The following is a 23987-nucleotide window of genomic DNA, read 5'->3' on the forward strand; positions in this document are numbered from 1 at the left end:
CCATCCTGCGGGGGAGCGGGGCGGGGCGCTCGGGGCACGAGCCGTGCGGGTGACCTGGCCGCCTCCGGACCGCACGCGGCCGGGGCGGCGGCGCGCTACAGCTGGCCCTTGCGGGTCAGGTGGTTGAAGAACAGCCATCCGGGGAGCACCGGGAGCCACAGCGTGAGCAGCCGGTACAGCAGCACGGCGGGGGCGGCCACGTCCTTGGGCACGCCCACGGCGACGAGACCGAGGGTGAGGGTCGCCTCGACCGCGCCGATGCCACCGGGCGTGGGCGCGGCCGAGCCGAGCGCGTTGCCCGCGAGGAAGACCACGGCGACGCTGGCCAGGCTGAGGGTGCCCATCTCCTCGCTGGCGAAGGCCCGCACCGACGCGTCCAGGCACAGCACGAAGAAGAACGTCAGGAGCAGCATCCCGCCGATGCCGGTGAGCAGCTTCTGCGGGCGCTGCAGGACGTCCAGCATGCGCGGCACGACACCCGCGAACAGCGACCTCACGCGCGTGACGACGATCTTCCGCAGGAACGGGATGGCGGTCACCACCAGGACGAGCACCGCCACCGACAACAGGCCCGCGATGACCGTGCGCGACGGCGTCAGCGACGGCGTCTTCTCGGTGCCCGTCAGATAGCCGAAGACGAGCAGCAGCAGGATGTGCGAGCCGAGCCCGAACAGCTGCGAGGCGCCGACACTCGCCACCGCGAGCCCGGAGCGCACCCCGGACCGCTGGAGGAACCGGGTGTTCAGCGCGACACCGCCGACCGCCGCTGGCGCCACGATCTTCACGAACGACCCGGCGACCTGCGCGGCCACCGCCCGCAGGAACGGCACCCGCTCCGGCACGAAGCCCAGCAGGCTCATCGCCGCCGCGAAGTAGCTCAGCGCCGAGAACGCCACGGCCGCGGCGACCCAGCCCCACTCGGCCTCTCCGACGATGGTGCCGAAGTCGACGTGGGTGAGCTGCGAGAGCAGGAAGTACGCGCCGATGGCACCGGCGATGAAGCTGATCAGCGTGCGCGGCCTGATCCGCTCCAGCTGCGCGGGCTCCACGGGCGCCGTCGGCCGGATCAGCAGCACTTGGTGGCGGATCTGGGTGAGCAGGTCCTCCTCGCGGGCCTGCTCCAGGGCCTCGTCTATGGCCTGCTTCTCGGCCTGCTTCTCCGCGCGCAGCGACTTGCGGGCCGCCGCCGAGTCCGGGGCCTGCTCCTCCGGCTCGTCGTCGCCGCGCGCCACCTTGGCCCGCTGGGACGCTTCCAGGACGGCGTCGCGCTCGCGCTGGGCGCGCTCGCGGGCCCGCTTGCGCAGCGTCGCGCGCGTGGAGCGCGTCAGGGCGATCGGCTGGAGCAGCGGCAGACAGTCGGCCACGGCGTCGGGCCCGAGCACCTCGACCGCGGAGGCGACCGCGCGCTCCGCGCCGACGCGCAGCCCGAAGGCGGTGAGCAGCTGCGCGATGTCCATCCGCAGCACCAGGTCACCGGCCGCGATCTCGCCGCCGCGCAGATCCGTCAGGATCACCCTGCCGGAACGATCCACCAGGATGGCGTCCCCGGCGAGCCTGCGGTGCGCGATGCGCCGCGACTGGAGCGCCCGCACCTGCCGCCAGGTCTCGCGCAGCAGCTCGTCGGTGAGCGCCGCGTCGGGCAGCGAGTCCAGGGTCCGCCCGCCCGTGTGCTCGTAGACGAGGATCACCGCGTCCGGGCCGAGCTCGGAGGTGGCGATCAGCTTCGGCGCGTTGGCGCCCGCCGCGATCGCCGCGTACGCGAGGAGGGCCTCCTGCTCCAGCGCCTGGCGCAGCGACTGGAGGCTGCGCCGGGTGGTGATGCTGCGCAGGGTGAGGCGCCGCCAGACCCGGTAGAAGAAGCCCTGTGCCTGCTGTTCGCGGTCGATGACCGTGACGTCGAGCGGTGGCCCGTCCTCCAGCGTGACGAAGTAGCGCCGGCCGCGGTCCCCCTGGTCGGTGCTGTCCCCGCTGTCCTCGCGGGCGGCGCTCACCGGGCGGAAGCCGACGTGCCGCAGGCCCGCGAGCAGCGTCTGCCCGGTGGGCTGCACGTTCGGCGAGCCGACCGCGTACAGCGTGCCGTAGGCGACGGTCCAGCCGATCAGGACCGTCAGGATGATCGAGAACGGTGTCGTGTTGCCCGACACGAGCATCGTGAACGCTTCGAGCAGCAGCACCACGAGCAGGACGACGCGCCACCGCGGGCGGCGCGCCATGCCCACGGCCGTCATGTACGCGATGACCGGGGCGAGGTAGCCGTGCACCGGGTCGGTCAGCGCGTGCACGTCGCCGGGCGAGGGCTGTGTCAGGGCGTCCTGGATGGACTCGGGGGCTCCTCTGGCGACCCACAGGTCGGTGGCCAGGGTCACGCCGTGCGCGAGGACGGCCGCGAGGACGCCGTCGGCGATCCGCAGCCCGTCCCGCTTGATCAGCCGCTCGATCGCGAACGCCACGGGCACGAGCAGGACGCCGATGCTCGCGGTCAGGCCCGCCAGCTTCATCAGCAGGTCCGGCGGCTCGCCGGTGCCCGCGTTGATGTCCTGCTCCAGGCCGGACGTCGTGCCGTGCGCGAACGCGGAGATCGCGAGCAGCACGGCGATCGCCAGCATGCCGATGAGCAGCCGCATCAGGTCGGAGGGGCGGTGCACGCGCGCGGGGAGCAGCGGTTCGTCGCCCTCCAGGCGCTCGGCGTAGGAGTCGTCGGCGCAGTCGGTGTCGAAGCCGGGCACCTCCGCCGGGGCCGGGGCTGGGGCCTGGACCTGGGCCGGGGCCTGGGCGGCGGCCGGTCCGGGCGCGGTGTCCGCGGGGTGCGGGCCTGTGGGACGCGGTTCGGCGGAGCGCGGCTCGGAGGGGTGCGGGTCCGTGGAGCGAGGCTCGGAGGGATGCGATTCCGTGCGGCGCGGCGTGGAGGGGTGCGATTCCGTGGGACGCGGTTCCGTAGGGCCGGACGGCTGCTCGGCGCGGGTCAGGGCCCGCGATTCCCGGCCGTCCCCGGCCTCGCCGACGGGCTCACCGGTACCGGGGCGTGACGTGTCCGCGGAGGTGCCAGCCGTCTTGTCGGAATGCACGCTCTGCTGCTCCGTCGCCTCTTCTTGATCTCGTATCACCAGTCACCGCCCGCATGATGGTGGCATGCCCCGCCGACAACGGGGGGCATCAGGGGGCAATCCGGGGGCGCGAAACGGTCACGATTTGCCACATCGGACCTAGTCGTACACGCCTCCACACGCTCCGTATCCGACCGGTCACCCTGTCGGTGGCATGGGGCAGGATGGTCCGGATGAGCGAGGAGAGCGCAGCGGTACCGGAGCTTCCGGAGTACGCGGAACGCGTCCTGGAAGTGGCGGAAATGATTCCCCCGGGCCGGGTGATGACGTACGGAGACGTCGCCGAATGGCTGGAGGAGGGCGGCCCCCGCCAGGTCGGCCGGGTGATGGCCCTCTACGGAGGCGCGGTGCCGTGGTGGCGCGTGGTCCGCGCCGACGGCGCCCTGCTGCCCGGACACGAACTGCGCGCCCTGGAGGCCTACCGCGCGGAGGGCACGCCCCTGCGACAGGCGGGCCGGGCGACACAGGGACACGTGCCGCGCATCGACATGCGCCGGGCGCGCTGGGACGGCGGGGCCGCCGCCGACGGACCGGGCGAGCGGCCGCAGGCTCCGGAAGGTCACATCTGACAGCTTCCGGCATCCGGGCACGCGGTGGTGGGCCGCTGGTGGCCCGTACGGGGGAAGCCACCCGTCCCACACGGCCACTGGCGTAGCGTCGACAGCACGCATGCACCCTCACCCCGTGACCGCCTCGCGGCCACACCTCGATCAGAACACCCACCAGGACCGGCGACCCACGTGAGCTCCACTTCCTCCGCACGGCACGCGCGGCACCCCTCGTACCAGCAGGTACGGCAGGGGGCCACGGGCGCCTACCGACTGGTGCGTACCCCGCCGGTCGCCGCGGACCCCCCTGAACTGGACGCACGCCAGCGCGCCGTGGTTGACCACGACGGCGGTCCGCTGCTCGTTCTCGCAGGTCCGGGCACCGGCAAGACCACGACCCTGGTCGAGTCGGTCGCCGCCCGCGTGGCCAAGGGCACCGACCCCGAGCGCGTCCTGGTACTCACCTTCAGCCGCAAGGCCGCGGTGGAGCTGCGCGACCGCATGGCCCACCGGATAGGCGCCGCCGACGCCCCGCAGGCCACCACCTTCCACTCCTTCTGCTACGCCCTGGTCCGCGCCCACCAGGACGCCGACCTGTTCGTCGAACCGCTGCGCCTGCTCTCCGGACCCGAGCAGGACGTCGCCGTCCGCGAGCTCCTCGCCGGGCAGCTCGGCCTCGGCGAGGAAGGCCTCGCCCGGGTCCGCTGGCCCGACGAACTGCGCGCCTGTCTGACCACGCGCGGCTTCGCCGACGAGGTCCGCGCCGTCCTCGCCCGCAGCCGCGAGCTGGGCCTCGGCCCCGACGCCCTCGACGCCTTCGCCCGCCGCAGCGGACGCCCCGACTGGCGCGCCGCGGCCGCGTTCCTCGCCGAGTACCTCGACGTCCTCGACCTCCAAGGAGTGCTCGACTACGCCGAACTGGTGCACCGCGCGGTGCTGCTCGCCCACCGGCCCGAGGTGGCGCGGGCCCTCGTCGCGCAGTACGACGCCGTGTTCGTGGACGAGTACCAGGACACCGACCCCTCCCAGGTGCGCCTCCTGCACGCCCTCGCCGACGGCGGCCGCGACCTCGTCGCCTTCGGAGACCCCGACCAGTCGATCTACACCTTCCGGGGCGCCGACGTGAACGGCATCCTCCGGTTCCCGTCCGACTTCCCGCGCGCGGACGGCACCCCGGCACCGGTCGAGGTCCTGACGACGTCCCGCCGCTCCGGCGCCGGACTCCTCGCGGCCACCCGGCTCCTCGCCCGGCGCATGCCGCTGACCCGGCTGCCCGCCGAGAAGGTGCGCGCCCACCGCGACCTCGCCGCCGTCAGGGACGGCGGGCGCGTGGACGTCCTCACCTTCCCCACGGCCGGTACGGAGATCGACAACATCGCGGACGTCCTGCGCCGCGCGCACCTGGAGGACGGCGTCCCCTGGAGCGAGATGGCCGTACTCGTGCGCGCGGGCGCCCGCACCCTGCCCTCCTTCCGCCGCGCCCTCACCGCCGCGGGCGTCCCCCTGGACATAGACGGCGACGACATCCCCCTGCGCCACGAACCGGCCGTGACGGCGCTCCTGACGGCCTTGCGGGCGGTGGCCACGGCGGAGGCCGAGGGCCAGGCGCGCCCAGGGGCCGCCGGGGACGACGGCCCGGCCGCCCCCCAGGTCACCCCCGCCTGGCTCGGCACCGAGACCGCCCTCGCCCTGCTCACCTCGCCGCTCGCGGGCATGGACGCCGCCGACCTGCGCCGCCTCGGCCGCGCCCTGCGCGAGGAGGAGCGCGCCGCGGGCAACCACCTGCCGCCGCCCTCCGACGAACTGCTCGCCCGCGCCCTCGCCGAACCGGAGCGGCTCGTCGCGCACGACCCCTCGTACGCGAAGGGCGCCCAGCGCCTCGGCGAGCTCATCGGCCGGGCCCGCGCGTGCCTCGCGGGCGGCGGCACCGCCGAGCAGGCGCTGTGGGAGCTGTGGGACGGCACCCCCTGGCCGCGCCGCCTGGAGCGCGCCGCCCGGCGCGGCGGCGCGGCGGGCCGCAACGCCGACCGCGACCTCGACGCGGTGTGCGCCCTGTTCGCCACCGCGGCCCGCGCCGAGGAGCGCACCGGCGGCCGGGGCGCCCTGAACTTCCTGGAGGAGATCGAGGCCCAGGACATCGCCGCCGACACGCTCACCCGCCGCGCCGTGCGCCCCGACGCCGTACGCCTCATGACGGCACACCGCTCCAAGGGCCTGCAGTGGCGGCTCGTCGTCGTCGCGGGCGTCCAGGAGGGGCTCTGGCCCGACCTGCGCCGCCGCGGCTCCCTCCTGGAGGCCGACCGCATCGGGCGCGACGGCATCGCCGAACCCCTCACCCCCGGAGCGCTGCTCTCCGAAGAGCGCCGCCTGTTCTACGTCGCCGCCACCCGCGCGCGTGAACGCCTGGTCGTCACCGCCGTCAAGGCGCCCGCCGACGACGGCGACCAGCCGTCCCGCTTCCTCACCGAACTCGGCGTCGAACCCAAGGACGTCACGGGCCGCCCGCGCCGCCCCCTGTCGGTCTCCGCCCTGGTCGCGGAGTTGCGCGCCACGACCGTCGACCCGCACGCGTCGGACGCCCTGCGCGAGGCCGCGGCCCACCGCCTGGCCCGCCTCGCCGGGCTCTCCGACACCGACGGCCGCCCCCTCGTGCCCTCCGCGCACCCCTCCCGCTGGTGGGGCATGCACGAGCCCACGGCCGGCACGGCACCCCTACGGGACCGCGACAAGCCGGTCACCCTCTCCGGCAGCGCCCTGGACCAGCTCGCCAACACCTGCGCCCTGCAGTGGTTCCTGGGCCGCGAGGTGAAGGCGGACGCGCCCGCGACCGCCGCCCAGGGCTTCGGCAACGTCGTCCACGTCCTGGCCGACGAGGTCGCCTCCGGACACACGCCCGCCGACCTCGACGTCCTCATGGAACGCCTCGAATCGGTGTGGGACGCCCTCGCCTTCGACGCCCCCTGGAAGTCCGACCAGGAGAAGGAGCACGCGCGCGTAGCGCTCGAACGGTTCCTCCAGTGGCACATCAGCGGCGCCCACGCGGGCCGCACCCCCGTAGCCAGCGAGCACGGCTTCGACGTGACCCTGGAAGCGGGCCCCTACGAAGTACGCGTGCGCGGCTCCATGGACCGCGTCGAACGCGACGCGGACGGCCGCGCCTACGTAGTGGACTTCAAGACCGGCAAACAGGCCCCCAGCGCCGCCGACGTCGCCCGCCACCCCCAGCTGGCCGTCTACCAGCTCGCGCTGCGCGAAGGCGCGGCCGACGACGCCTTCGGCGGCACCCGCCCCGAGGCGGGCGGCGCGGAGCTGGTGCACCTGCGCCAGGGCGCCGCCAAGAAGGACGGCGGCGACACCCTGCCGAAGGTCCAGTCGCAGCAGCCCCTGGAGAGCGGCGACGACGGCGACTGGGTCGGCGACCTCCTCGCCACCGCCGCGGGCAAGGTCCTCGACGAACGCTTCACCCCCGCAACGGGCCAGCACTGCACCCACTGCGCCTTCCGCACCTCCTGCAGCGCCCTCCCGGAGGGCCGCCAGGTCGTGGAGTGAACCCGGCTGCCATACTGCGGACTCATGCCTCTAATGTGCTTGGAACGGCTGCACCAGGGCATCGCTGTTAGGCTCTGCCAAGAGTTGCGTTGGGCCTTGACGCAGCCAAGTGCCCTGGAGGGCCAGATCCTTCAAGGCACTCGGATAGCCGTACGGAACCCTCCTGCTACGGCAAGTTGGCTGCCAGCCTGCAAGCGCGGTCGGCGTGGTTTGTCTTGACTCCCAAGTTGTACAGCACGCCCTTGCATGCTGCCTGACTTGCCACTTGGCTTAGCGAATCCTGGTGCTTGTACGCGCCGTCGCAAATTGCCTTCACTTTCGAGCCAACTGTGTAGCCCTTCTGCTTCAGGTAGTACGTGCAGTCATAAGCTGAAGCCGCAGCTGGCGCCGCCGTCGCGATCGGCATAACCGCCGCCGCACCCGCGAGCATGCTCACTGCCACAAGGATTCGCTTCGCCTTGCGTGATTTCACACTTCTCCTTGCTGGTGATCGATTGGTTAACGATTCCTGGCACTGGGCCGAGCTGAAAGTAGATCATGCATTCGGATGCAAGATCAAAGTGGTAAAGGGGAGGCCTGGCCTGATTCCCTTGCCTGCTTGCCCTGCATTCGGCACCAGGATGTCGCGGGGCCATATGGAGTTGGATGCCCTCGACCTGACCTATGGCGCTCAAGTCCGGGCTGGCAGCCTCAGCCACTGATCGCTGGCCCCAGTTGTCAGCGGCCGCCGCTAGCCTTTCCGACGTGCCCTCCCGCCTCACCGACCCCGACGAGCTCAAAGAGCTCCTCGGCATCCCGTTCACCCCGGAGCAGACGGCCTGCATTACCGCGCCGCCCGCCCCGCAGGTCATCGTGGCCGGAGCCGGGTCGGGCAAGACGACGGTGATGGCCGCGCGCGTGGTGTGGCTGGTCGGCACCGGCCAGGTCGCCCCCGAGCAGGTCCTCGGCCTGACGTTCACCAACAAGGCGGCGGGCGAGCTCGCCGACCGCGTCCGCCAGGCCCTCGTCAAGGCGGGCGTCACCGACCCGGACCCGGCCGACCCCGACGACGCCCCGGGCGAACCGGTCATCTCCACGTACCACGCCTTCGCCGGACGCCTGCTGACCGACCACGGCCTGCGCATCGGTCTGGAACCCACCTCCCGGCTCCTCGCCGACGCCACCCGCTTCCAGCTCGCCGCGCGCGTGCTGCGCGAGGCCCCCGGCCCGTACCCGGCCCTCACCCGCTCCTTCCCGGACCTCGTCAGCGACCTCCTGGCCCTCGACGGCGAGCTCTCCGAGCACCTCGTGGACCCCACCCGGCTCCGCGCGTACGACACCGAGCTGCTGCGCACCCTGGCAGGCGCCAAGCTCACCAACGGCGACCTCCGCAAGGTCCCCGAAGCGGCGGCCGCCCGCACCGAGCTCACCGGCCTCGTCGAGCGCTACCGCGACGCCAAGCGCGCCCGCGACCTGCTCGACTTCGGCGACCAGATCGCCCACTCCGCGACGCTCGCCCGCACCCGCGCGGACGTCGGCGCGATCCTGCGCGAGGAGTTCCGCGTCGTCCTGCTCGACGAGTACCAGGACACGTCCGTGGCCCAGCGCATCCTCCTCGCGGGCCTGTTCGGCGGCGGCACCGGCCACCCCGTCACCGCGGTCGGCGACCCCTGCCAGGCCATCTACGGCTGGCGCGGCGCCTCCGTCGCCAACCTCGACGACTTCCCGCACCACTTCGCCCACGCCGACGGCCGCCCCGCCACCCGCCACGCGCTGAGCGAGAACCGCCGCAGCGGCGGCCGCCTCCTCGACCTCGCCAACGGCCTCGCCGCCCCGCTGCGCGCCCGCCACGCGGGCGTGGAGGCCCTGCGGCCCGCCCCCGGCGCCGAGCGCGACGGCACCGTCCGGTGCGCGCTCCTGCGCACCCACGCCGAAGAGATCGACTGGATCGCCGACTCCCTCGCCCACCTCGTCCGCACCGGCACCGCCCCCGGCGAGATCGCCGTCCTGTGCCGCACGGCCACCGACTTCGCCGACATCCAGGGCGCCCTCGTCGCCCGCGACGTACCCGTCGAGGTCGTCGGCCTCTCCGGACTGCTGCACCTCCCCGAAGTCGCCGACCTCGTCGCGGTCTGCGAGGTCCTCCAGGACCCCGGCGCCAACGCCTCCCTGGTCCGGCTCCTCACCGGCCCCCGCTGGCGCGTCGGCGCCCGCGACCTCGCCCTCCTCGGCCGCCGCGCCCGCCTCCTCGTCCGCCACGGCCACCCGGCGCCCGGCGGACCCGACGACCCCGAAGCCGCCGACCGCCGCCTCGCCCAGGCCGTGGAAGGCGTCGACCCCTCCGAGGTGATATCGCTCGCGGACGCGCTCGACACCTTCCTGGAGTCGCCGATCGGCACCTCCGAAGACGACGGCCTGCCCTTCTCCGCGGAAGCGCGCGTCCGGTTCGCCCACCTCGCCGCCGAACTGCGCGACCTGCGCCGCTCCCTCGCCGACCCGCTGATGGACGTCCTGCACCGCGTCCTCGCCGTCACCGGCCTGGAAGTCGAGCTGTCCGCGTCCCCGCACGCCCTGGCCGCCCGCCGCCGCGAGACCCTGTCCAACTTCCTGGACGTCGCCGCGTCCTTCGCCGCCCACGACCCCGCGGCCTCCCTGCTCGCCTTCCTCGGCTTCCTGCGCACCGCCGCGCAGTACGAGAAGGGCCTCGACAACGCCCTGCCCGGCGGCGAGAACACCGTCAAGGTCCTCACCGCCCACAAGTCCAAGGGCCTGGAGTGGGACGTCGTCGCCGTCCCCGGCCTCGTCACCGGCACCTTCCCGAGCGCCCAGGGCCGCGAGAAGTGGACCGCGCAGGCCAAGGTCGTCCCGCACGCCCTGCGCGGCGACGCCGACACCCTGCCCGACGTCGACACCTGGGACGCCAAGGGCCTCAAGGCCTTCCACACCGCCATGAAGGAGCACCAGCACACCGAGGAGCTCCGCCTCGGCTACGTGACGTTCACCCGCCCCCGCAGCCTCCTCCTCGGCTCCGGCCACTGGTGGGGCCCCACCCAGAAGAAGCCGCGCGGCCCGTCCGACTTCCTGACGGCGCTCCACGACCACTGCGCCGCCGGACACGGCGAGATCGAAGCCTGGGCCGACGAGCCGCAGGACGGCGAGGAGAACCCCGCCCTGCGCGAGGCCGCCGCCGACCACGCCTGGCCGCTCCCCCTCGACCCCGCCTCCCTGACCCGCCGCCGCGCCGCCGCGGACACCGTCCAGGCCCACCTGGACCGCCTCAGGACGGGCACGGCCCGAGACCACCAGGAGCCCCACCCGGCGGCGGACCCGGAATGGCCGCCGCCCCCGGAGGACGACGAGCTCCACGAAGAGGACGTGTTCCCCGCAGAGAACGGCGCGCCCCACGAAGGCGAGGGCGAGCCCTACGAAGACAACGGCGAGCCCTACGAAGGCAACGGCTCTGGCGAGACCCCCTACGACGACGGCAGCCCCCCGCCCGAGGCCGAGGACCCCTCCGCCTGGGACTCCTGGACCAGCGACCGCCCTCAGCCCCCGGCCCCGGCCCCGGCCCCCGTCATCCCGCACGCACGCGAGCCGCACGCCACCGGACCCGAGCAGCCCCTCACCCCGGAAGAGCTGCGCACACTCGCCTCCTGGGACCGCGACCTGGACGCCCTCGCCGACGAGCTCCTGCGCGCCCGCGAAGGCGTGTGCGACGTGCCCCTGCCCGCCTCGCTCACCGCCTCCCAGGTGCTGCGCCTGGCCGCCGACCCCGACGGCCTCGCCCAGGAGCTCGCGCGGCCCATGCCCCGGCCCCCCCAGCCCGCGACCCGGCGGGGCACCCGCTTCCACGCCTGGGTGGAGGCCCGCTTCGAAGAGCTGCGCCTGCCCATGCTCGGCCCGGACGAACTGCCCGGCGGCGCCCCCGGAGAGGCCGACATCGCCGACGAACGCGACCTGGAGGCCCTCAAGGAGGCCTTCGAGCGCACCGAGTACGCCCACCGCACGCCCTACCGCGCCGAAGCCCCCGTCCAGCTGACCCTCGGCGGCCGCCTCATCCGCGGCCGCGTCGACGCCGTCTACAAACAGGGCGACGGCGACGACGCCACGTACGAGATCCTCGACTGGAAGACCAGCCGCACCCAGGACGCCGACCCGCTCCAGCTCGCCGTGTACCGCCTGGCCTGGGCCGAGCAGTACGGCGTCCCCCTGGAGTCGGTGACCGCCGCGTTCCTGTACGTCCGCAGCGGCGACGTCGTACGCCCCCGACACCTGCCCGGCCGGGCCGAGCTGGAACGGCTCCTGCTCGGCGAGGGCGAGAAGGAGGGCGGGAACGAGCACGAGAACGAGGGCCGGGCCGACCGCGAGGCCACCGGCGAGGGCGGCGGCCCCGAGGCCGACCGGCCACCGGACAGGACCGCTCCCGCGGGCCGATAGGCTCGTGACCATGAGTAAGTCCGCCGACCAAGCTGACAGCGTCGTCAGCGCCGTACGCGAGTACGTCGACGACCACCGTGCCGCCTTCCTCGACGACCTCGCCGAGTGGCTGCGCATCCCGTCCGTGTCGGCGCAGCCCGAGCACGCCGACGACGTGCGCCGCAGCGCCGACTGGCTGGCCGCCCGGCTGAAGGACACCGGCTTCCCGACCGCCGAGGTCTGGGAGACAGCCGGCGCCCCGGCCGTCTTCGCCGAATGGCCCTCCGGAGACCCGCAGGCACCCACCGTCCTCGTCTACGGCCACCACGACGTACAGCCCGCCGCCCGCGAGGACGGCTGGGACACCGACCCCTTCGAGCCCGTCATCCGCGACAACCGCCTCTACGCGCGCGGCGCCGCCGACGACAAGGGCCAGGTCTTCTTCCACACCCTCGGCGTGCGCGCCCACCTCGCCGTCACCGGCCGCACCGCCCCCGCCGTGAACCTCAAGCTGATCGTCGAGGGCGAGGAGGAGTCCGGCTCCGCCCACTTCCGCGACCTGATCGAGCGCCACCGCGACCGCCTGGCCGCCGACGCCGTCGTCGTCTCCGACACCGGCATGTGGTCCAAGGACACCCCGACCGTCTGCACCGGCATGCGCGGCCTCGCCGACTGCGAGATCGAGCTGTACGGCCCCGACCAGGACATCCACTCCGGCTCCTTCGGCGGTGCCGTACCCAACCCGGCCACCGCCGCCGCCCGCCTCGTCGCCGCCCTGCACGACGAGCACGCGCGCGTGGCCGTACCGGGCTTCTACGACGGCATCATCGAGCTCACCGACCGCGAACGGCAGCTCTTCGCCGCACTGCCCTTCGACGAGGCCGAGTGGCTGCGCACCGCCAAGTCGCACGCCCCCCACGGAGAGGCGGGACACACCACCCTGGAGCGCGTCTGGGCCCGCCCGACCGCCGAGGTCAACGGCATCGGAGGCGGCTACCAGGGCGCGGGCGGCAAGACGATCATCCCGTCGAGCGCCCTGCTGAAGCTCTCCTTCCGCCTGGTCGCGGGCCAGGACCCCGACCACGTGGAAGAAGCCGTCCGCACCTGGGTCGCCGACCAGCTGCCCGCAGGCATCCGCCACACCATCACCTTCGGCGCCGCGACCCGCCCCTGCCTGACCCCGCTCGACCACCCCGCCCTGCAGTCCGTGGCCCGCGCCATGGGCAGCGCCTTCGAGCAGGAGATCCTCTTCACGCGCGAAGGCGGCTCAGGACCGGCAGCCGACCTCCAGGACGTCCTCGGGGCGCCCGTGCTCTTCCTCGGCATCTCCATTCCCTCGGACGGCTGGCACGCGCCGAACGAGAAGGTCGAGCTCGACCTGCTCCTCAAGGGCGTCGAGACCACCGCCTACCTCTGGGGCGACCTCGCGGAGCACTGGCGCGATGCACACTGAGCACACCGAAGACACCTGCTCGCTGAACCACCCATTCCACCGGGGGAGTTGGAAGCACCAGTGACCACCTGGACCGACCGCGCCGCAGACCGCCCCGTCTCGCTCACCGCGCCGAGCGGCATCGACCGCGCGGCCCACCACCGCCTCGACGAGGCCTGGCTCGCCGCCGCGTGGAGCCACCCCTCGACACGCGTCTTCGTGGTCTCCGGCGGCCAGGTCCTCATCGACGAGACCCCCGACGGCCGCACCGAACTGGTGATGACCCCCAGCTTCGAAGCGCCCCTCACCGAAGCCCACCGCTACTTCCTGGGCACCGACGACGACGGCGTGAGCTACTTCGCCCTCCAGAAGGACTCCCTGCCCGGCCGCATGGACGCCTCCGCACGCGCCGCCGGACTGCGCGAGGCGGGCCTGCTCCTGTCGCCCCGCGACGCCGGCCTGATGGTGCACGCCGTCGCCCTGGAGAACTGGCAGCGCATGCACCGCTTCTGCTCGCGCTGCGGCGAGCGCACCGTCATCGCGGCCGCCGGCCACATCCGCCGCTGCCAGGCCTGCGGCGCCGAGCACTACCCGCGCACCGACCCCGCCGTGATCATGCTCGTGACGGACGACAAGGACCGCGCCCTCCTCGGCCGCCAGGTCCACTGGCCCGAAGGCCGCTTCTCCACGCTCGCGGGCTTCGTGGAGCCCGGCGAGTCCATCGAGCAGTCCGTCCGCCGCGAGGTCTGGGAAGAAGCGGGCGTCACCGTAGGAGACGTCGAGTACGTCGCCAGCCAGCCCTGGCCGTTCCCGTCCAGCCTCATGCTCGGCTTCATGGCCCAGGCCACCTCGTCGGAGATCAACGTCGACGGCGAGGAGATCCACGAGGCCCGCTGGTTCTCCCGCGACGACCTGCGGGCCGCGTTCGAGTCCGGGGAGGTCCTGCCTCCCTACGGCATCTCGATCGCGGCCCGCCTGATCGAACTCTGGTACGGCGAGTCCCTGCCGCGGCCCGGCGCGGCGGCCTGACCCGGCCCCCGGGGACCTAGGCGAGCTTCTGCTTCACCTGCGCCAGCGAGGGGTTCGTCAGCGTCGAGCCGTCCGGGAAGAGAACGGTGGGAACCGTCTGGTTCCCACCGTTCGCCTTCTCGACGAACGCGGCGGACTCCGGGTCCTGCTCGATGTTGACCTCGGTGTACGCGATGCCCTCGCGGTCCATCTGGCCCTTCAGCCTGCGGCAGTAGCCGCACCAGGTGGTGCTGTACATCGTCACGGTGCCCGGCATGTCTTCGCGCTCCTTCACGGCTCGGGGTGCGTCATCGCACTTCGGGGTGCGTCGTCGCACCCAGTCGAACGTACGCGACCCCGCCGCCATTCCCACACCCACGCCCCTCCCGGCAGAGCCCGCGCCCAGGCCCCTCCCGGCAGAGCCTGCACTCACGCCCCTCCCGCCCCAGCCCACACCCGCGTCTCACCCGCCAGAGCTCACACTCGACACCAGGAGACGCCCCCGGGACCGACCGGCACCAAGCCCTGCCCCGGACCAGCCACACCCGGACACACCCCGGGATTAATACGACTGCGACCACCACCCTGTGGATAACCCCGCTCACGCGCCCCACAGGAACTGGCAGCATTGAAGGGTGACAGCAGCAACGCACTCCACCCTCTTCCCGCGGGTCCCGGACTCGGCCGACGCGGTGCTCGACGGGCTCGACCCCGAGCAGCGCGAGGTCGCCACGGCCCTGCACGGGCCGGTCTGCGTGCTCGCGGGCGCGGGCACGGGCAAGACCCGCGCCATCACCCACCGCATCGCGTACGGAGTGCGCGCGGGCATCCTCCAGCCCGCCAGCGTGCTCGCCGTCACCTTCACCAACCGCGCCGCCGGCGAGATGCGCGGCCGACTGCGCCAGCTCGGCGCCCAAGGCGTCCAGGCCCGCACCTTCCACTCCGCGGCCCTGCGCCAGCTCCAGTACTTCTGGCCCAAGGCCGTCGGCGGCTCCCTGCCCCGACTCGTGGAACGCAAGATCCAACTCGTCGCCGACGCCGCGACCGCCTGCCGCATCCGCCTCGACCGCAACGAACTGCGGGACGCCACCGGCGAGATCGAATGGTCCAAGGTCACCCAGACCGTCCCCGCGGACTACGCCGCCGCGGCCGCCAGAGCTGGCCGCGAGACCCCCCGCGACCCCGCCGAGATCTCCCAGCTCTACGCGGCCTACGAAGACCTCAAGCGAGACCGCTCCGTCATCGACTTCGAAGACGTCCTGCTCCTGGCCGTCGGCATCCTCCAGGACCGCCACGACATCGCCGAACAGGTCCGCTCCCAGTACCAGCACTTCGTCGTCGACGAGTACCAGGACGTCAGCCCGCTCCAGCAGCGCCTCCTGGAGCTGTGGCTCGGCGAGCGCGACAGCCTCTGCGTCGTCGGCGACGCCAGCCAGACCATCTACTCCTTCACCGGCGCCACCCCCGACCACCTCCTCGACTTCCGCACCCGCCACCCCGGCGCGACCGTCGTCAAACTCGTCCGGGACTACCGCTCCACCCCCCAGGTCGTCCGCCTCGCCAACGGCCTGCTCGCCCAGGCCCACGGCCGCGCCGCCGACCACCGCCTGGAACTGGTCTCCCAGCGCGAACCCGCCGCGGACCCCGTCTACACGGAGTACGCGGACGAACCCGCCGAAGCCGAAGGCGCCGCCCGCCGCATCCGCGCCCTCATGACCGACGGCCTCCCCGCCAGCGAGATCGCGATCCTGTTCCGCACGAACTCCCAGTCGGAGATCTACGAACAGGCCCTCGCCGACGCAGGCATCCCCTACCAGCTCCGCGGCGCCGAGCGCTTCTTCGAACGCACCGAGGTGCGCGAGGCCGGCGCGGCCCTCCGCGGCGCCGCCCGCTTCGGCGGCAACGACGCCCTCCTCGACGACGTCGTCGACCTGCCCTCCCAGGTCCGCGCCGTCCTCTCCACCAAGGGCTGGACCACCGAGCCCCCCGCGGGCTCCGGCGCCGTCCGCGACCGCTGGGAGTCCCTGGCCGCCCTCGTGCGCCTCGCCGAGGACTTCGCCCGCGCCAACCCCGCCGCGACCCTCGCCGACCTCGTGGCCGAGCTGGACGAGCGCGCCGCCGCCCAGCACGCCCCCACCGTCGAAGGCGTCACCCTCGCCTCCCTGCACGCCGCCAAGGGCCTGGAGTGGGACGCCGTCTTCCTGGTCGGCCTCGCCGAAGGCATGATGCCGATCACCTACGCCAAGACCGACGAACAGGTCGAGGAGGAGCGCCGCCTCCTCTACGTCGGCGTGACCCGCGCCCGAGCCCACCTCTATCTGTCCTGGGCGGTGTCCCGCTCCCCGGGCGGGCGCCCCAACCGCAGGGCCACCCGGTTCCTCGACGGACTGCGCCCCGGCTCGGGAGCGACCGCCGGGGCACGCGCGGCGGGCGGCACGGGAGGCATCGAGCGCGGCACCGGCGGCGGCACCGAACCCGGCGGCCCCAGAGCCCGCCGCCGCACCAGCCGCACCCCGGCCCGCTGCCGCGTCTGCGGCCGCACCCTCACCGACGCCGGTGAGATGAAACTCATGCGGTGCGAGGACTGCCCGTCCGACATGGACGAAGGGCTCTACGAGCGCCTGTGGGAGTGGCGCGCGGGGCACGCGCGACGCATCGGACAGCCCCCGTTCTGCCTCTTCACGGACAAAACCTTGATCGCCATCGCCGAGTCCGTGCCCGAGGAGGAGGGCGAGCTCGCCCGCATCCCCGGCGTCGGCCAGCGCAAGGTACGCACCTACGGCGCCGACGTCCTGGCCATTTGTGCAGGTCAGGAGGTTACCGACGGCGGCGAGGCCAACTGATTCAAACTCGTCGAAAAAATAGTTTGCGCATGCGCCAGCAATCCCCATAGGTTCTTAACACGGAAACGGCGGGCTTCTCCGGAGCCCCGGTTCCATGCTGTACTTGTCAGTCCGAAGGATCGGCCCCGGCCGATCCCCTAGACGCCGAGAGGAGGCGAATCCAGTGATCAGCATCAACGAGAGCTTCATCAGCACCGCCAAAATGACCGATCGCTCGGTCGTCGCCTCCTGCCTGCTCGGCTTCTCGCACCAGAGCACCGGTCTGTCCGTCGGCAATGCCGCCGCTCGTCCGGGTGCCTCCCTGCCTGCCATGGGTCTCCAGATCCGTGAAGGCAATGAGCGACCGACCCAGGCACCGGAAGCAGCAGTAGCGGCGGCACAGGCGCAGGCCTATGCCTTCGCGGCGGCCGGTGCCGGATTCCGGAAGCAGACGACGCAGCACCACACGATGTGGGCCTTCCGTGGGCTCGAACCCTGGAGTGATCCAGTCTGATCTCGATCAGACCGGCGCCTTCAGGGCCGCGGAACCCCACCCGGGATCCGCGGCCCTTCTGTTTTCCCCGAAACAGGGAGACAGACCGAAGGGGCCACAGCAAGACCCGGTACCAGCCGCAAACCGGCCGACCCCGGCCGGAACGACCAGACGAGGAAGAACACCCCGTGCAACTCGAAGCGCACGCCCCGTCCGTACCGCCTTCAGACACGCTCCCCCCGCCCGCACCCACGGAGGACCCGACCTTGACTCCCCTCACAGCGCTCACCGCGCTCGACGACGCCATCGAGAACCTCGGCGTACCCGTCCCCTGCCGCGCCTACGACCCCGAGGTCTTCTTCGCGGAGTCCCCGGCCGACGTCGAGTACGCCAAGTCGCTCTGCCGCACCTGCCCGCTGATGGAGGCCTGCCTCGCCGGCGCCAAGGAGCGGCGTGAGCCGTGGGGTGTCTGGGGCGGTGAGCTGTTCGTCCAGGGCGTCGTCGTAGCCCGCAAGCGCCCGCGTGGCCGTCCGCGGAAGAACCCGGTAGTGGCATGAGTACCGCCGGAACGATCGATCGCCCCCTGACGCACGACCCGAAGAAGCAGGCCCCGATGAAGGCACCCGCGAGTGAGCCCACCGGCTCCGCGACCCCAGACTTCACCCCCACCGGCGCGACCGGCTCGCGCCAGAACAGGACCCGAGAAATGCAACTCATCCCAGAAGCCATGGCCCGTGCGCATATGCACGAGCGACTGCGTGAGGCCGAGCAGCAACGCCCGGCCGTCCGCCTGATCGCGGCCCGCCGCATGCAGCGCCGCGCCGAGCGCGCCTCGCTGCGCGCCCGCCGCGCGCTCGCCATGGCGGTCATGCAGTAGATCCGCCGCCACACGGCAACCGGAAGCTCCGGCGAGCTTCCCGGCGAACCCAGCGGGGGCCGGTCCGAACGGACCGGCCCCCGCGGTGCGTTGTGCCCGCCGATCACCCGGCGACGGCGATAAGGTCACCGAGTGGACCAGCAGCCTTCTCAACCTGCGGACACCGAGAACCTCGTGTGCTCCCGCTGCGGCACGGTCGCCGACGGCCGGCCCCCCACCTGGACCTGCTCCGTGGAGAACGGCGTCCGCCACTACTTCTGCGACATCTGTGCGCGGGACAACATCCGGGCCATTGAGGGGAGACTCGACTCGGCCTGGTGGTGACCGACGCCTCGCGGGGGGGCTTCCCCTCCCCCCCCCGCCCCCTCCCCACCCCCACCCCCGCGTCAGGTCATGCCTCGGCCGCCGCGTCGTCCAGCTCCTGGCCGTCGCTCGGGTCGTGCTGCTCCTCCGGCTCCGCCGGTTCGTCGTCCGGCAGGAATCCGGGGACCCACTCCTCCAGCTCGTCCCGCATGCGTACGGTCGCGCCCAGCTGGCACAGGACGCCGATGGTGCTGAGCGTCACGCGGTGTATCAGCAGGTACGACGGCGGGAGGTTCAGCCGTTTGCCCAACTGGTGGGCGGGGGAGCGGGGGTCGGCCACACGTGTCGCCTGGCTGCGCATCCAGCCGCGTGTGAAGGTGAACTCGTCCGCGAGGGCGGGTTCGATGATCGGCAGCAGATAGTCGAGGACCGCTTCGGGCTCCAGGTCGACGGAGTCCTTGACGAAGCCTTCTTCGCACAGCATCTCGTAGACCGCGTCGGCCTGGCCCTCGACCGTCATCCGCAGGGAGCGGCCGATCGTCGGGGGCAGTCCGCCGGGCAGTCGGTCCACCGTGCCGAAGTCCAGGACGCCGAGACGCCATTCGCCCTTCTCGCCCGGCAGCAGACGGAAGTTCCCGGGGTGTGGATCGGCGTGCAGCAGGCCGGTGCGGGCCGGTCCTGAGAACAGGAAGCGGGCGAGGAGCTGGCCCGCACGGTCCCGCTCCTCCTGCGAGCCGTCGGTGATCACGTCGGCCAGCGGCACGCCGTCGATCCACTCCGTCACCAGGACCTGCTCGCTCTGGTGGACCACGTCGGGCACGATCACGTCAGGGTCGTCCGCGAACTCCTCGGCGTGGGCGCGCTGGGCCTGCGCCTCCAGGCCGTAGTCCAGCTCCTCGGAGACGCGGTCGCGCAGCTCCGCGATGAGGGGCTTGATGTCCATGCCAGGGATCAGCGGGCCAAGGACCCGGGCGAAGCGGCCCAGTTGGTTCAGGTCCGAGAGCAGGGCTTCGCCCGCTCCCGGGTACTGGACCTTCACCGCGACGTCGCGCCCGTCCGCCCATACGGCTCGGTGCACCTGGCCGATCGAGGCGGCCGCGGCGGGCTTGTCCTCGAACTCGAGGAACAGCTCCCGCCAGTCCTCGCCGAGCCGCTCCGCGAGCACGGTGTGCACGGTGCGGGTCGGCATGGGCGGTGCGGCTTCCTGAAGTTTCGTCAGGGCCGCGCGGTAGGGACCGGCGACCTCCTCCGGCAGGGCCGATTCGAAGACGGACATGGCCTGCCCGAACTTCATCGCCCCGCCCTTCAGCTCACCGAGCACCTTGAACAGCTGCTCCGCCGTGCGTTGTTGCAGCTCACGGCCCACGAGTTCCGCCGACTTGCCGCCGATTCTCTTGCCGAGCCCCCAGGTCGCGCGGCCCGCGAAGCCGAGCGGCAGCGCGGCCAGTTTGGCGGTACGGGTAACCGCCTTCCGGGGAAGATCAGACATGCGCCCCTCCAAGTCCCAGACAGCCGCGCCCTCTCAGGCGGTGACACCGGTCATTGTCCCGTGTGGCTCTCGATCCACGGCGGTGTCCTCCCTCTTAACGCGCTCACTCGCCCCACACGGGCAAGTAGCGTGCGCCGGTACGCGCTGGGCGCGCCAGGCGTAGCGCGGTGCCGCCGTCAGCCAGCGGACTCCCGTGAGGGAGGGTGCCGCGCCGTCCAGGAAGGCCAGTGCGTGTGCCGCTGCGAGGCCGGCCACGGTGGTGGACAGGGCCAGGTCGCAGGCGGGCACCTGGCGCCGGTGTCCCGAGTGCCACTGTGCCAGCATGCGCGGCCAGGCGGGGTCGCGGTCCGTCTCGGTCAGGGCGAGGCAGCTCGCGCAGGCGCTCACACCCGGCAGCACCAGGGGGCCGACCACGCCCGTGCCCTCGATCACGCCCGCGTACAGGTGCGGCGTTCCGGCGGCGAGCAGCGGCTCTGCTCCGGACGGGGCCGGGGCGTAGGCGTCGAGGCCGTCGCGCGGGGTGAGCAGGACCAGGGACAGAGGGTGCTCGCCGTCGGCTCTGTCCTCGGGGTGCCGTGGCGGGCGGCTCGGCGCGGCTCGGCGCGCGGCCCGTCGTGCCGCTGCGTCCCTGCGCTGGCCGATGGAGTCGGCGGGGAGCCCGCCGGGAGCGATGTCCCAGGGTTCGACGCACCCTCCGTCCCGCACGTCCACCTGGCCGACCCCCGCGCCGGACAGGACCGACGCCACGACCGCGCCCACGCGGCCGGTGCCCTGCACACGCACGCGGGTGGCACGGCGGGCGGCCAGTTTGCGGATGGCGTCGTGGGGGCGGGGGGTGACGGCCGACAGGGTGGCCAGGTCCGGGCGCAGCCGGTCCATGGTGTCCGGGCGGGCGCGCAGGGCCTCGGCCGCAGGGCCGCCGCCCGTCGCGTCGTCGAGCAGCCCGGCGTGGTCCAGGCGCTGGAGCAGCGCGTCCACGTGTCCGTCCGGCAGGCCCATTCTCCTGGCTTCCGCGCGCAGCAGGGGCAGGCCTCGGGTGCCGTCGAGGAGTGTGAGGAAGCTGCCTGTCGCGGTGTCCACGGGGCCGAGTACGCGGGCGTGGGCGGGCGTCACCCCGAACTGGACGGTGTTGAGATCGCGCCAGCCGCGTCGTAGCGCGGGCTTGAGGATCGGATGCATGCGTTCCCCCGTGTCATGCCGAGCCGAGTCATGCCGTGTGGTGTCGTCGAGTGTCTGGATGTTGTTGTGCGGTGTGCGGCGTGCAGTGCCGCGTCGTGCCGCGTCGCGTCGTGCTGGGTGTACGTGTCGCGAGGCGAGACGTTGCCGTTCGACGGTCAGCATGCCCGGCCGGGCTGGGGTGTGCTCGGGGTTGTCCACAGGCGGCGAGTGTTTGTCGTACTAATCGAGCTAATCGAGCGCACGGGGAGGGGATCGATACCGAACCGTCCCGGAGGCGGGACTTCCCGCTTGCCGAACGGGTAACGTCAAGGCGTGCCCGCCGACCCACTGCACCGCGGAAGTCCACAGCGCAGCGCGACCAGCCCGCCGTCGTCCGGCTCGGCGGCGACCGCGGTCGAGGTGCGACGGAGCGCCCGCCGACGCAGAACGGTCTCGGCGTACCGCGAGGGGGACCGCACGGTCGTCCTCATCCCCGCCCGGATGTCCGAGGCGGAGGAGCAGCGTTGGGTGACCGTCATGCTAGACAAACTGGCCGCGCAGGAGAGCAAGCGGGTCCTCGGGGACAGTGAGCTCGCCGAGCGGGCGCGGCGGCTCTCGGAGCAGTTCTTCGACGGCAGGGCGCGTCCCACGTCCGTGCGCTGGGTGACGAATCAGAACACCCGGTGGGGCTCGTGCACGCCCTCGGAGGGCAGCATCCGCCTGTCGCACCGGTTGCAGGGCATGCCCGAGTACGTGGTCGACTACGTCCTGGTCCACGAGCTCGCGCATTTGCTGGTCCCGGGGCACGGGCCGCGTTTCTGGCAGCTCCTGGAGGCCTATCCGCGCACGGAGCGCGCCCGCGGCTATCTCGAAGGAGTGGCGGCCGCGGACCGGCTGCCGCACCTGCCCGCCGCCCGGGAGGAGTGACCGGGGCCTCGGCGCGGCAGGGCGGCCGGGGCACCCCGCGGTGGTTGTGTACCGGGTCTGTACCGGCTTCGTCCGTTGTCGGACTTTGCGGTTAGCCTGGCGCGACGCATTCACCATCGGGATGGGGGACGGTCGTTACGTATGCCCAGGGAATTCCAACGCGGCCATAAGGCCAAGATCAGTGACCTCACCGCAGGGACCGACCTGTACGTCGGTGTGCACCTCGCTGCCCCCGGGCTGACCTTCGACATCAGCTGCTTCGGCCTCGACGCGGACGAGCGGCTGTCCGACGACCGCTACTTCATCTTCTTCAACCAGCCGAAGTCCCCGGAGGAGTCGCTGCAGCTCCTGGGCGCGCAGGCCGGTGACAACGAGTCCTTCCGCGTCACCCTCGACCGGATCCCGCCGCAGATCCAGAAGCTGTCGTTCACTGCTGCGATCGACGGCGCCGGGCAGATGTCCCAGCTCGCCTCCGGTTACATCCGGATCGTCGCGGGCGGCGAAGAGGTGGCCCGGTACGCCTTCGACGGCTCGGAGTTCTCCACCGAGCGGGCGCTGATGCTCGGCGACTTCTATCTGAAGGACGTGTGGCGCTTCGCCGCGATCGGGCAGGGCTTCGACGGCGGCCTGGACGCGCTGCTGCGTAACTTCGGCGGCGAGGTCGCCGAGGAAGAGCCCGCGGCGCCCGAGCCGCAGGCCCAGGCCCAGGTGCCCGGTTTCGCACCGCCCGGCGGCGCCACGCCGCCGCCCGCCTTCGCGGCTCCGGCGGCCCCCGCCCCGGCGGCTCCGGCCCCCGTGCCCGCCCCGGCGCCCGTCCCGCACACCCCGCCCCCGGCGAACGTGACGCCCCCGCCCGCCCCGGCCCCGCCCGCCCCGGCCCCGCCCGCCCCGGTCGCGTCCGCGCCCGTCCCGCCCGCCCCGTCCGTGCACTCCGCGCAGACCATCGTCGCCCCGCTGGGCCAGCCGGGCGCCCCGGTGCCGCCCCCGGCCCCCCTGCCGCCCCAGGCCCCGGCGCCGTACGGCCAGCCGCCCGGTTACGGTCAGCAGCCCTCGGCGCCCCTGCCGCCCGGCTACGGCCAGCCCTCCGCACCCCCGCCTCCGGGATACGGCCAGCCCGCCGCGCCTCCATCGCCCGGTTACGGTCAGCAGCCTCCGGCGCCGGTGCCCGGCCAGGCCCCGCCGCCCTTCGCGCAGGGTGTCCCGGGAGCGGCCCCGCAGGGCGCCGGTGTGGCTGCCGCGCTGCAGAAGTACCGCGAGGCGGGCACGGGCCAGCGCTGGACGCAGCAGAACGAGAAGCTGGTCCGCATCGACCTGAACGTCGGCGGCCAGCCCGTGCTCGCCCGGCAGGGCAGCATGGTGCTCTACCAGGGCAAGGTCGAGTTCAGCTACAAGGGCGCGGGCTTCGCGGGCCGCGTCGTGGGCAACGCCACCGGCCAGGAGATGCAGCTGATGCGCTGTACGGGCCGCGGCCAGGTCTTCCTCGCCGAAGAGGGCACCCATCTGCACCCCATCGAGCTCCAGGGGGACGCCATCTGCGTCTCCGCGGAGAACGTCCTCGCCTTCGACGAGTCCCTCCAGCACGAGGTGCGCCGCATCGAGGGGCACGGCATCCCCGGGGGCGCGCTGTTCGTCATGCAGTTCCAGGGGAGCGGCACCGTCGTCGTGAAGACGCACGGCATGCCCGTCGTGCTGCCGGTGACCCCGACCACCTTCGCCGACTGCCACGCCGTCGTCGCCTGGTCGGCCGCCGCGCAGGCGATCGTTTCCAGCCAGGTCAGGCTGCGGGCGAACGCCTCCGCGGGCGCCACGGGGGAGAGCGTGAACCTCCAGTTCCGCGGCGCGCCCGGCAACTTCATCGTCGTCCAGCCGTACGAGGTCTGAG

General features: G+C 73.0%; 17 protein-coding genes. 12 read left to right on the forward strand and 5 right to left on the reverse strand.

The features are described from left to right. Positions 1 to 95: 95 nt before the first annotated feature. Complete coding sequence (locus C9F11_RS26890) at positions 96 to 3065, reverse strand: lysylphosphatidylglycerol synthase transmembrane domain-containing protein (RefSeq protein ID WP_249401903.1); 2970 nt, start codon at positions 3063 to 3065, stop codon at positions 96 to 98. Positions 3066 to 3277: 212 nt separating this feature from the next. Between C9F11_RS26890 and C9F11_RS26895 the strand changes: the two genes are divergently transcribed. Both C9F11_RS26895 and C9F11_RS26900 read left to right on the forward strand, forming a co-directional pair. Beyond that, positions 3278 to 3673, forward strand: coding sequence for an MGMT family protein (locus C9F11_RS26895; RefSeq protein WP_275940274.1), 396 nt, complete (start codon positions 3278 to 3280; stop codon positions 3671 to 3673). A 171-nt stretch (positions 3674 to 3844) separates the two neighbouring features. Then, positions 3845 to 7201: an ATP-dependent DNA helicase gene (locus tag C9F11_RS26900; RefSeq protein WP_138961663.1), complete on the forward strand. Its 3357-nt coding sequence runs from the start codon at positions 3845 to 3847 to the stop codon at positions 7199 to 7201. 166 nt (positions 7202 to 7367) lie between these two features. Here the strand turns inward: C9F11_RS26900 and C9F11_RS26905 are convergent, their stop codons facing one another. Then, a complete protein-coding gene (locus tag C9F11_RS26905; RefSeq protein WP_138961664.1) occupies positions 7368 to 7673 on the reverse strand; it encodes a hypothetical protein in 306 nt (101 codons plus the stop codon). 272 nt (positions 7674 to 7945) lie between these two features. Between C9F11_RS26905 and C9F11_RS26910 the strand changes: the two genes are divergently transcribed. Genes C9F11_RS26910 through nudC form a run of 3 tightly spaced genes read left to right on the forward strand, consistent with a single transcriptional unit; the run spans position 7946 to position 14057 of the window. Then, positions 7946 to 11617, forward strand: coding sequence for a UvrD-helicase domain-containing protein (locus tag C9F11_RS26910; RefSeq protein ID WP_138961665.1), 3672 nt, complete (start codon positions 7946 to 7948; stop codon positions 11615 to 11617). Between the two features lie 10 nt (positions 11618 to 11627). Further along, positions 11628 to 13049 (forward strand): dipeptidase, encoded by a 1422-nt coding sequence (locus tag C9F11_RS26915; RefSeq protein WP_138961666.1) that lies wholly within the window; start codon positions 11628 to 11630, stop codon positions 13047 to 13049. Positions 13050 to 13109: 60 nt separating this feature from the next. Next, positions 13110 to 14057, forward strand: coding sequence for an NAD(+) diphosphatase (gene nudC, locus C9F11_RS26920; protein WP_138961667.1), 948 nt, complete (start codon positions 13110 to 13112; stop codon positions 14055 to 14057). 16 nt (positions 14058 to 14073) lie between these two features. Here nudC and C9F11_RS26925 read toward each other — a convergent pair whose 3' ends face one another. Then, entirely contained in the window at positions 14074 to 14313 is a 240-nt protein-coding gene (locus C9F11_RS26925) for a mycoredoxin (RefSeq protein WP_138961668.1), read from the reverse strand. A 358-nt stretch (positions 14314 to 14671) separates the two neighbouring features. On the opposite strand from C9F11_RS26925, the gene C9F11_RS26930 reads away from it, so the two are divergent. From C9F11_RS26930 to C9F11_RS26950, 5 genes are all read left to right on the forward strand, one after another. Further along, positions 14672 to 16879: an ATP-dependent DNA helicase UvrD2 gene (locus C9F11_RS26930; protein WP_138961669.1), complete on the forward strand. Its 2208-nt coding sequence runs from the start codon at positions 14672 to 14674 to the stop codon at positions 16877 to 16879. Between the two features lie 163 nt (positions 16880 to 17042). Next, positions 17043 to 17372 (forward strand): hypothetical protein, encoded by a 330-nt coding sequence (locus tag C9F11_RS26935; RefSeq protein WP_138961670.1) that lies wholly within the window; start codon positions 17043 to 17045, stop codon positions 17370 to 17372. Between the two features lie 167 nt (positions 17373 to 17539). Further along, a complete protein-coding gene (locus C9F11_RS26940) occupies positions 17540 to 17908 on the forward strand; it encodes a WhiB family transcriptional regulator (RefSeq protein ID WP_030359819.1) in 369 nt (122 codons plus the stop codon). Next, on the forward strand, positions 17905 to 18228 hold the full coding sequence (locus C9F11_RS26945; RefSeq protein ID WP_138961671.1) for a hypothetical protein: 324 nt from the start codon (positions 17905 to 17907) through the stop codon (positions 18226 to 18228). Before C9F11_RS26940 ends, C9F11_RS26945 begins: the two co-directional genes overlap by 4 nt. A gap of 132 nt (positions 18229 to 18360) precedes the next feature. Continuing rightward, positions 18361 to 18552 carry a hypothetical protein gene (locus C9F11_RS26950; protein WP_138961672.1) on the forward strand — a complete coding sequence of 64 codons (192 nt, stop codon included), beginning with the start codon at positions 18361 to 18363 and terminating at the stop codon, positions 18550 to 18552. 67 nt (positions 18553 to 18619) lie between these two features. Here C9F11_RS26950 and C9F11_RS26955 read toward each other — a convergent pair whose 3' ends face one another. Both C9F11_RS26955 and C9F11_RS26960 read right to left on the reverse strand, forming a co-directional pair. Next, positions 18620 to 20020 (reverse strand): AarF/ABC1/UbiB kinase family protein, encoded by a 1401-nt coding sequence (locus C9F11_RS26955; RefSeq protein ID WP_138961673.1) that lies wholly within the window; start codon positions 20018 to 20020, stop codon positions 18620 to 18622. A gap of 33 nt (positions 20021 to 20053) precedes the next feature. After that, complete coding sequence (locus C9F11_RS26960) at positions 20054 to 21199, reverse strand: ThiF family adenylyltransferase (RefSeq protein ID WP_138961674.1); 1146 nt, start codon at positions 21197 to 21199, stop codon at positions 20054 to 20056. Between the two features lie 312 nt (positions 21200 to 21511). Here C9F11_RS26960 and C9F11_RS26965 point away from each other — a divergent pair, with 312 nt between their 5' ends. Next, positions 21512 to 22105 carry a M48 family metallopeptidase gene (locus tag C9F11_RS26965; RefSeq protein ID WP_138961675.1) on the forward strand — a complete coding sequence of 198 codons (594 nt, stop codon included), beginning with the start codon at positions 21512 to 21514 and terminating at the stop codon, positions 22103 to 22105. A gap of 141 nt (positions 22106 to 22246) precedes the next feature. Beyond that, a complete protein-coding gene (locus tag C9F11_RS26970; RefSeq protein WP_138961676.1) occupies positions 22247 to 23986 on the forward strand; it encodes a TerD family protein in 1740 nt (579 codons plus the stop codon). The last annotated feature ends 1 nt before the right edge of the window (position 23987 follow it).

Source organism: Streptomyces sp. YIM 121038, from assembly GCF_006088715.1.
Taxonomy (GTDB): Bacteria; Actinomycetota; Actinomycetes; order Streptomycetales; family Streptomycetaceae; genus Streptomyces.

Excerpts from the sequence above, each read along its gene's own strand:
- C9F11_RS26895 (WP_275940274.1), top strand. The coding sequence starts at position 3,278 with ATGAGCGAGGAGAGCGCAGCGGTACCGGAGCTTCCGGAGTACGCGGAA.
- C9F11_RS26915 (WP_138961666.1), top strand. The coding sequence starts at position 11,628 with ATGAGTAAGTCCGCCGACCAAGCTGACAGCGTCGTCAGCGCCGTACGC.
- C9F11_RS26925 (WP_138961668.1), bottom strand. The coding sequence starts at position 14,313 with ATGCCGGGCACCGTGACGATGTACAGCACCACCTGGTGCGGCTACTGC.
- C9F11_RS26945 (WP_138961671.1), top strand. The coding sequence starts at position 17,905 with ATGAGTACCGCCGGAACGATCGATCGCCCCCTGACGCACGACCCGAAG.
- C9F11_RS26955 (WP_138961673.1), bottom strand. The coding sequence starts at position 20,020 with ATGTCTGATCTTCCCCGGAAGGCGGTTACCCGTACCGCCAAACTGGCC.
- C9F11_RS26960 (WP_138961674.1), bottom strand. The coding sequence starts at position 21,199 with ATGCATCCGATCCTCAAGCCCGCGCTACGACGCGGCTGGCGCGATCTC.
- C9F11_RS26970 (WP_138961676.1), top strand. The coding sequence starts at position 22,247 with ATGCCCAGGGAATTCCAACGCGGCCATAAGGCCAAGATCAGTGACCTC.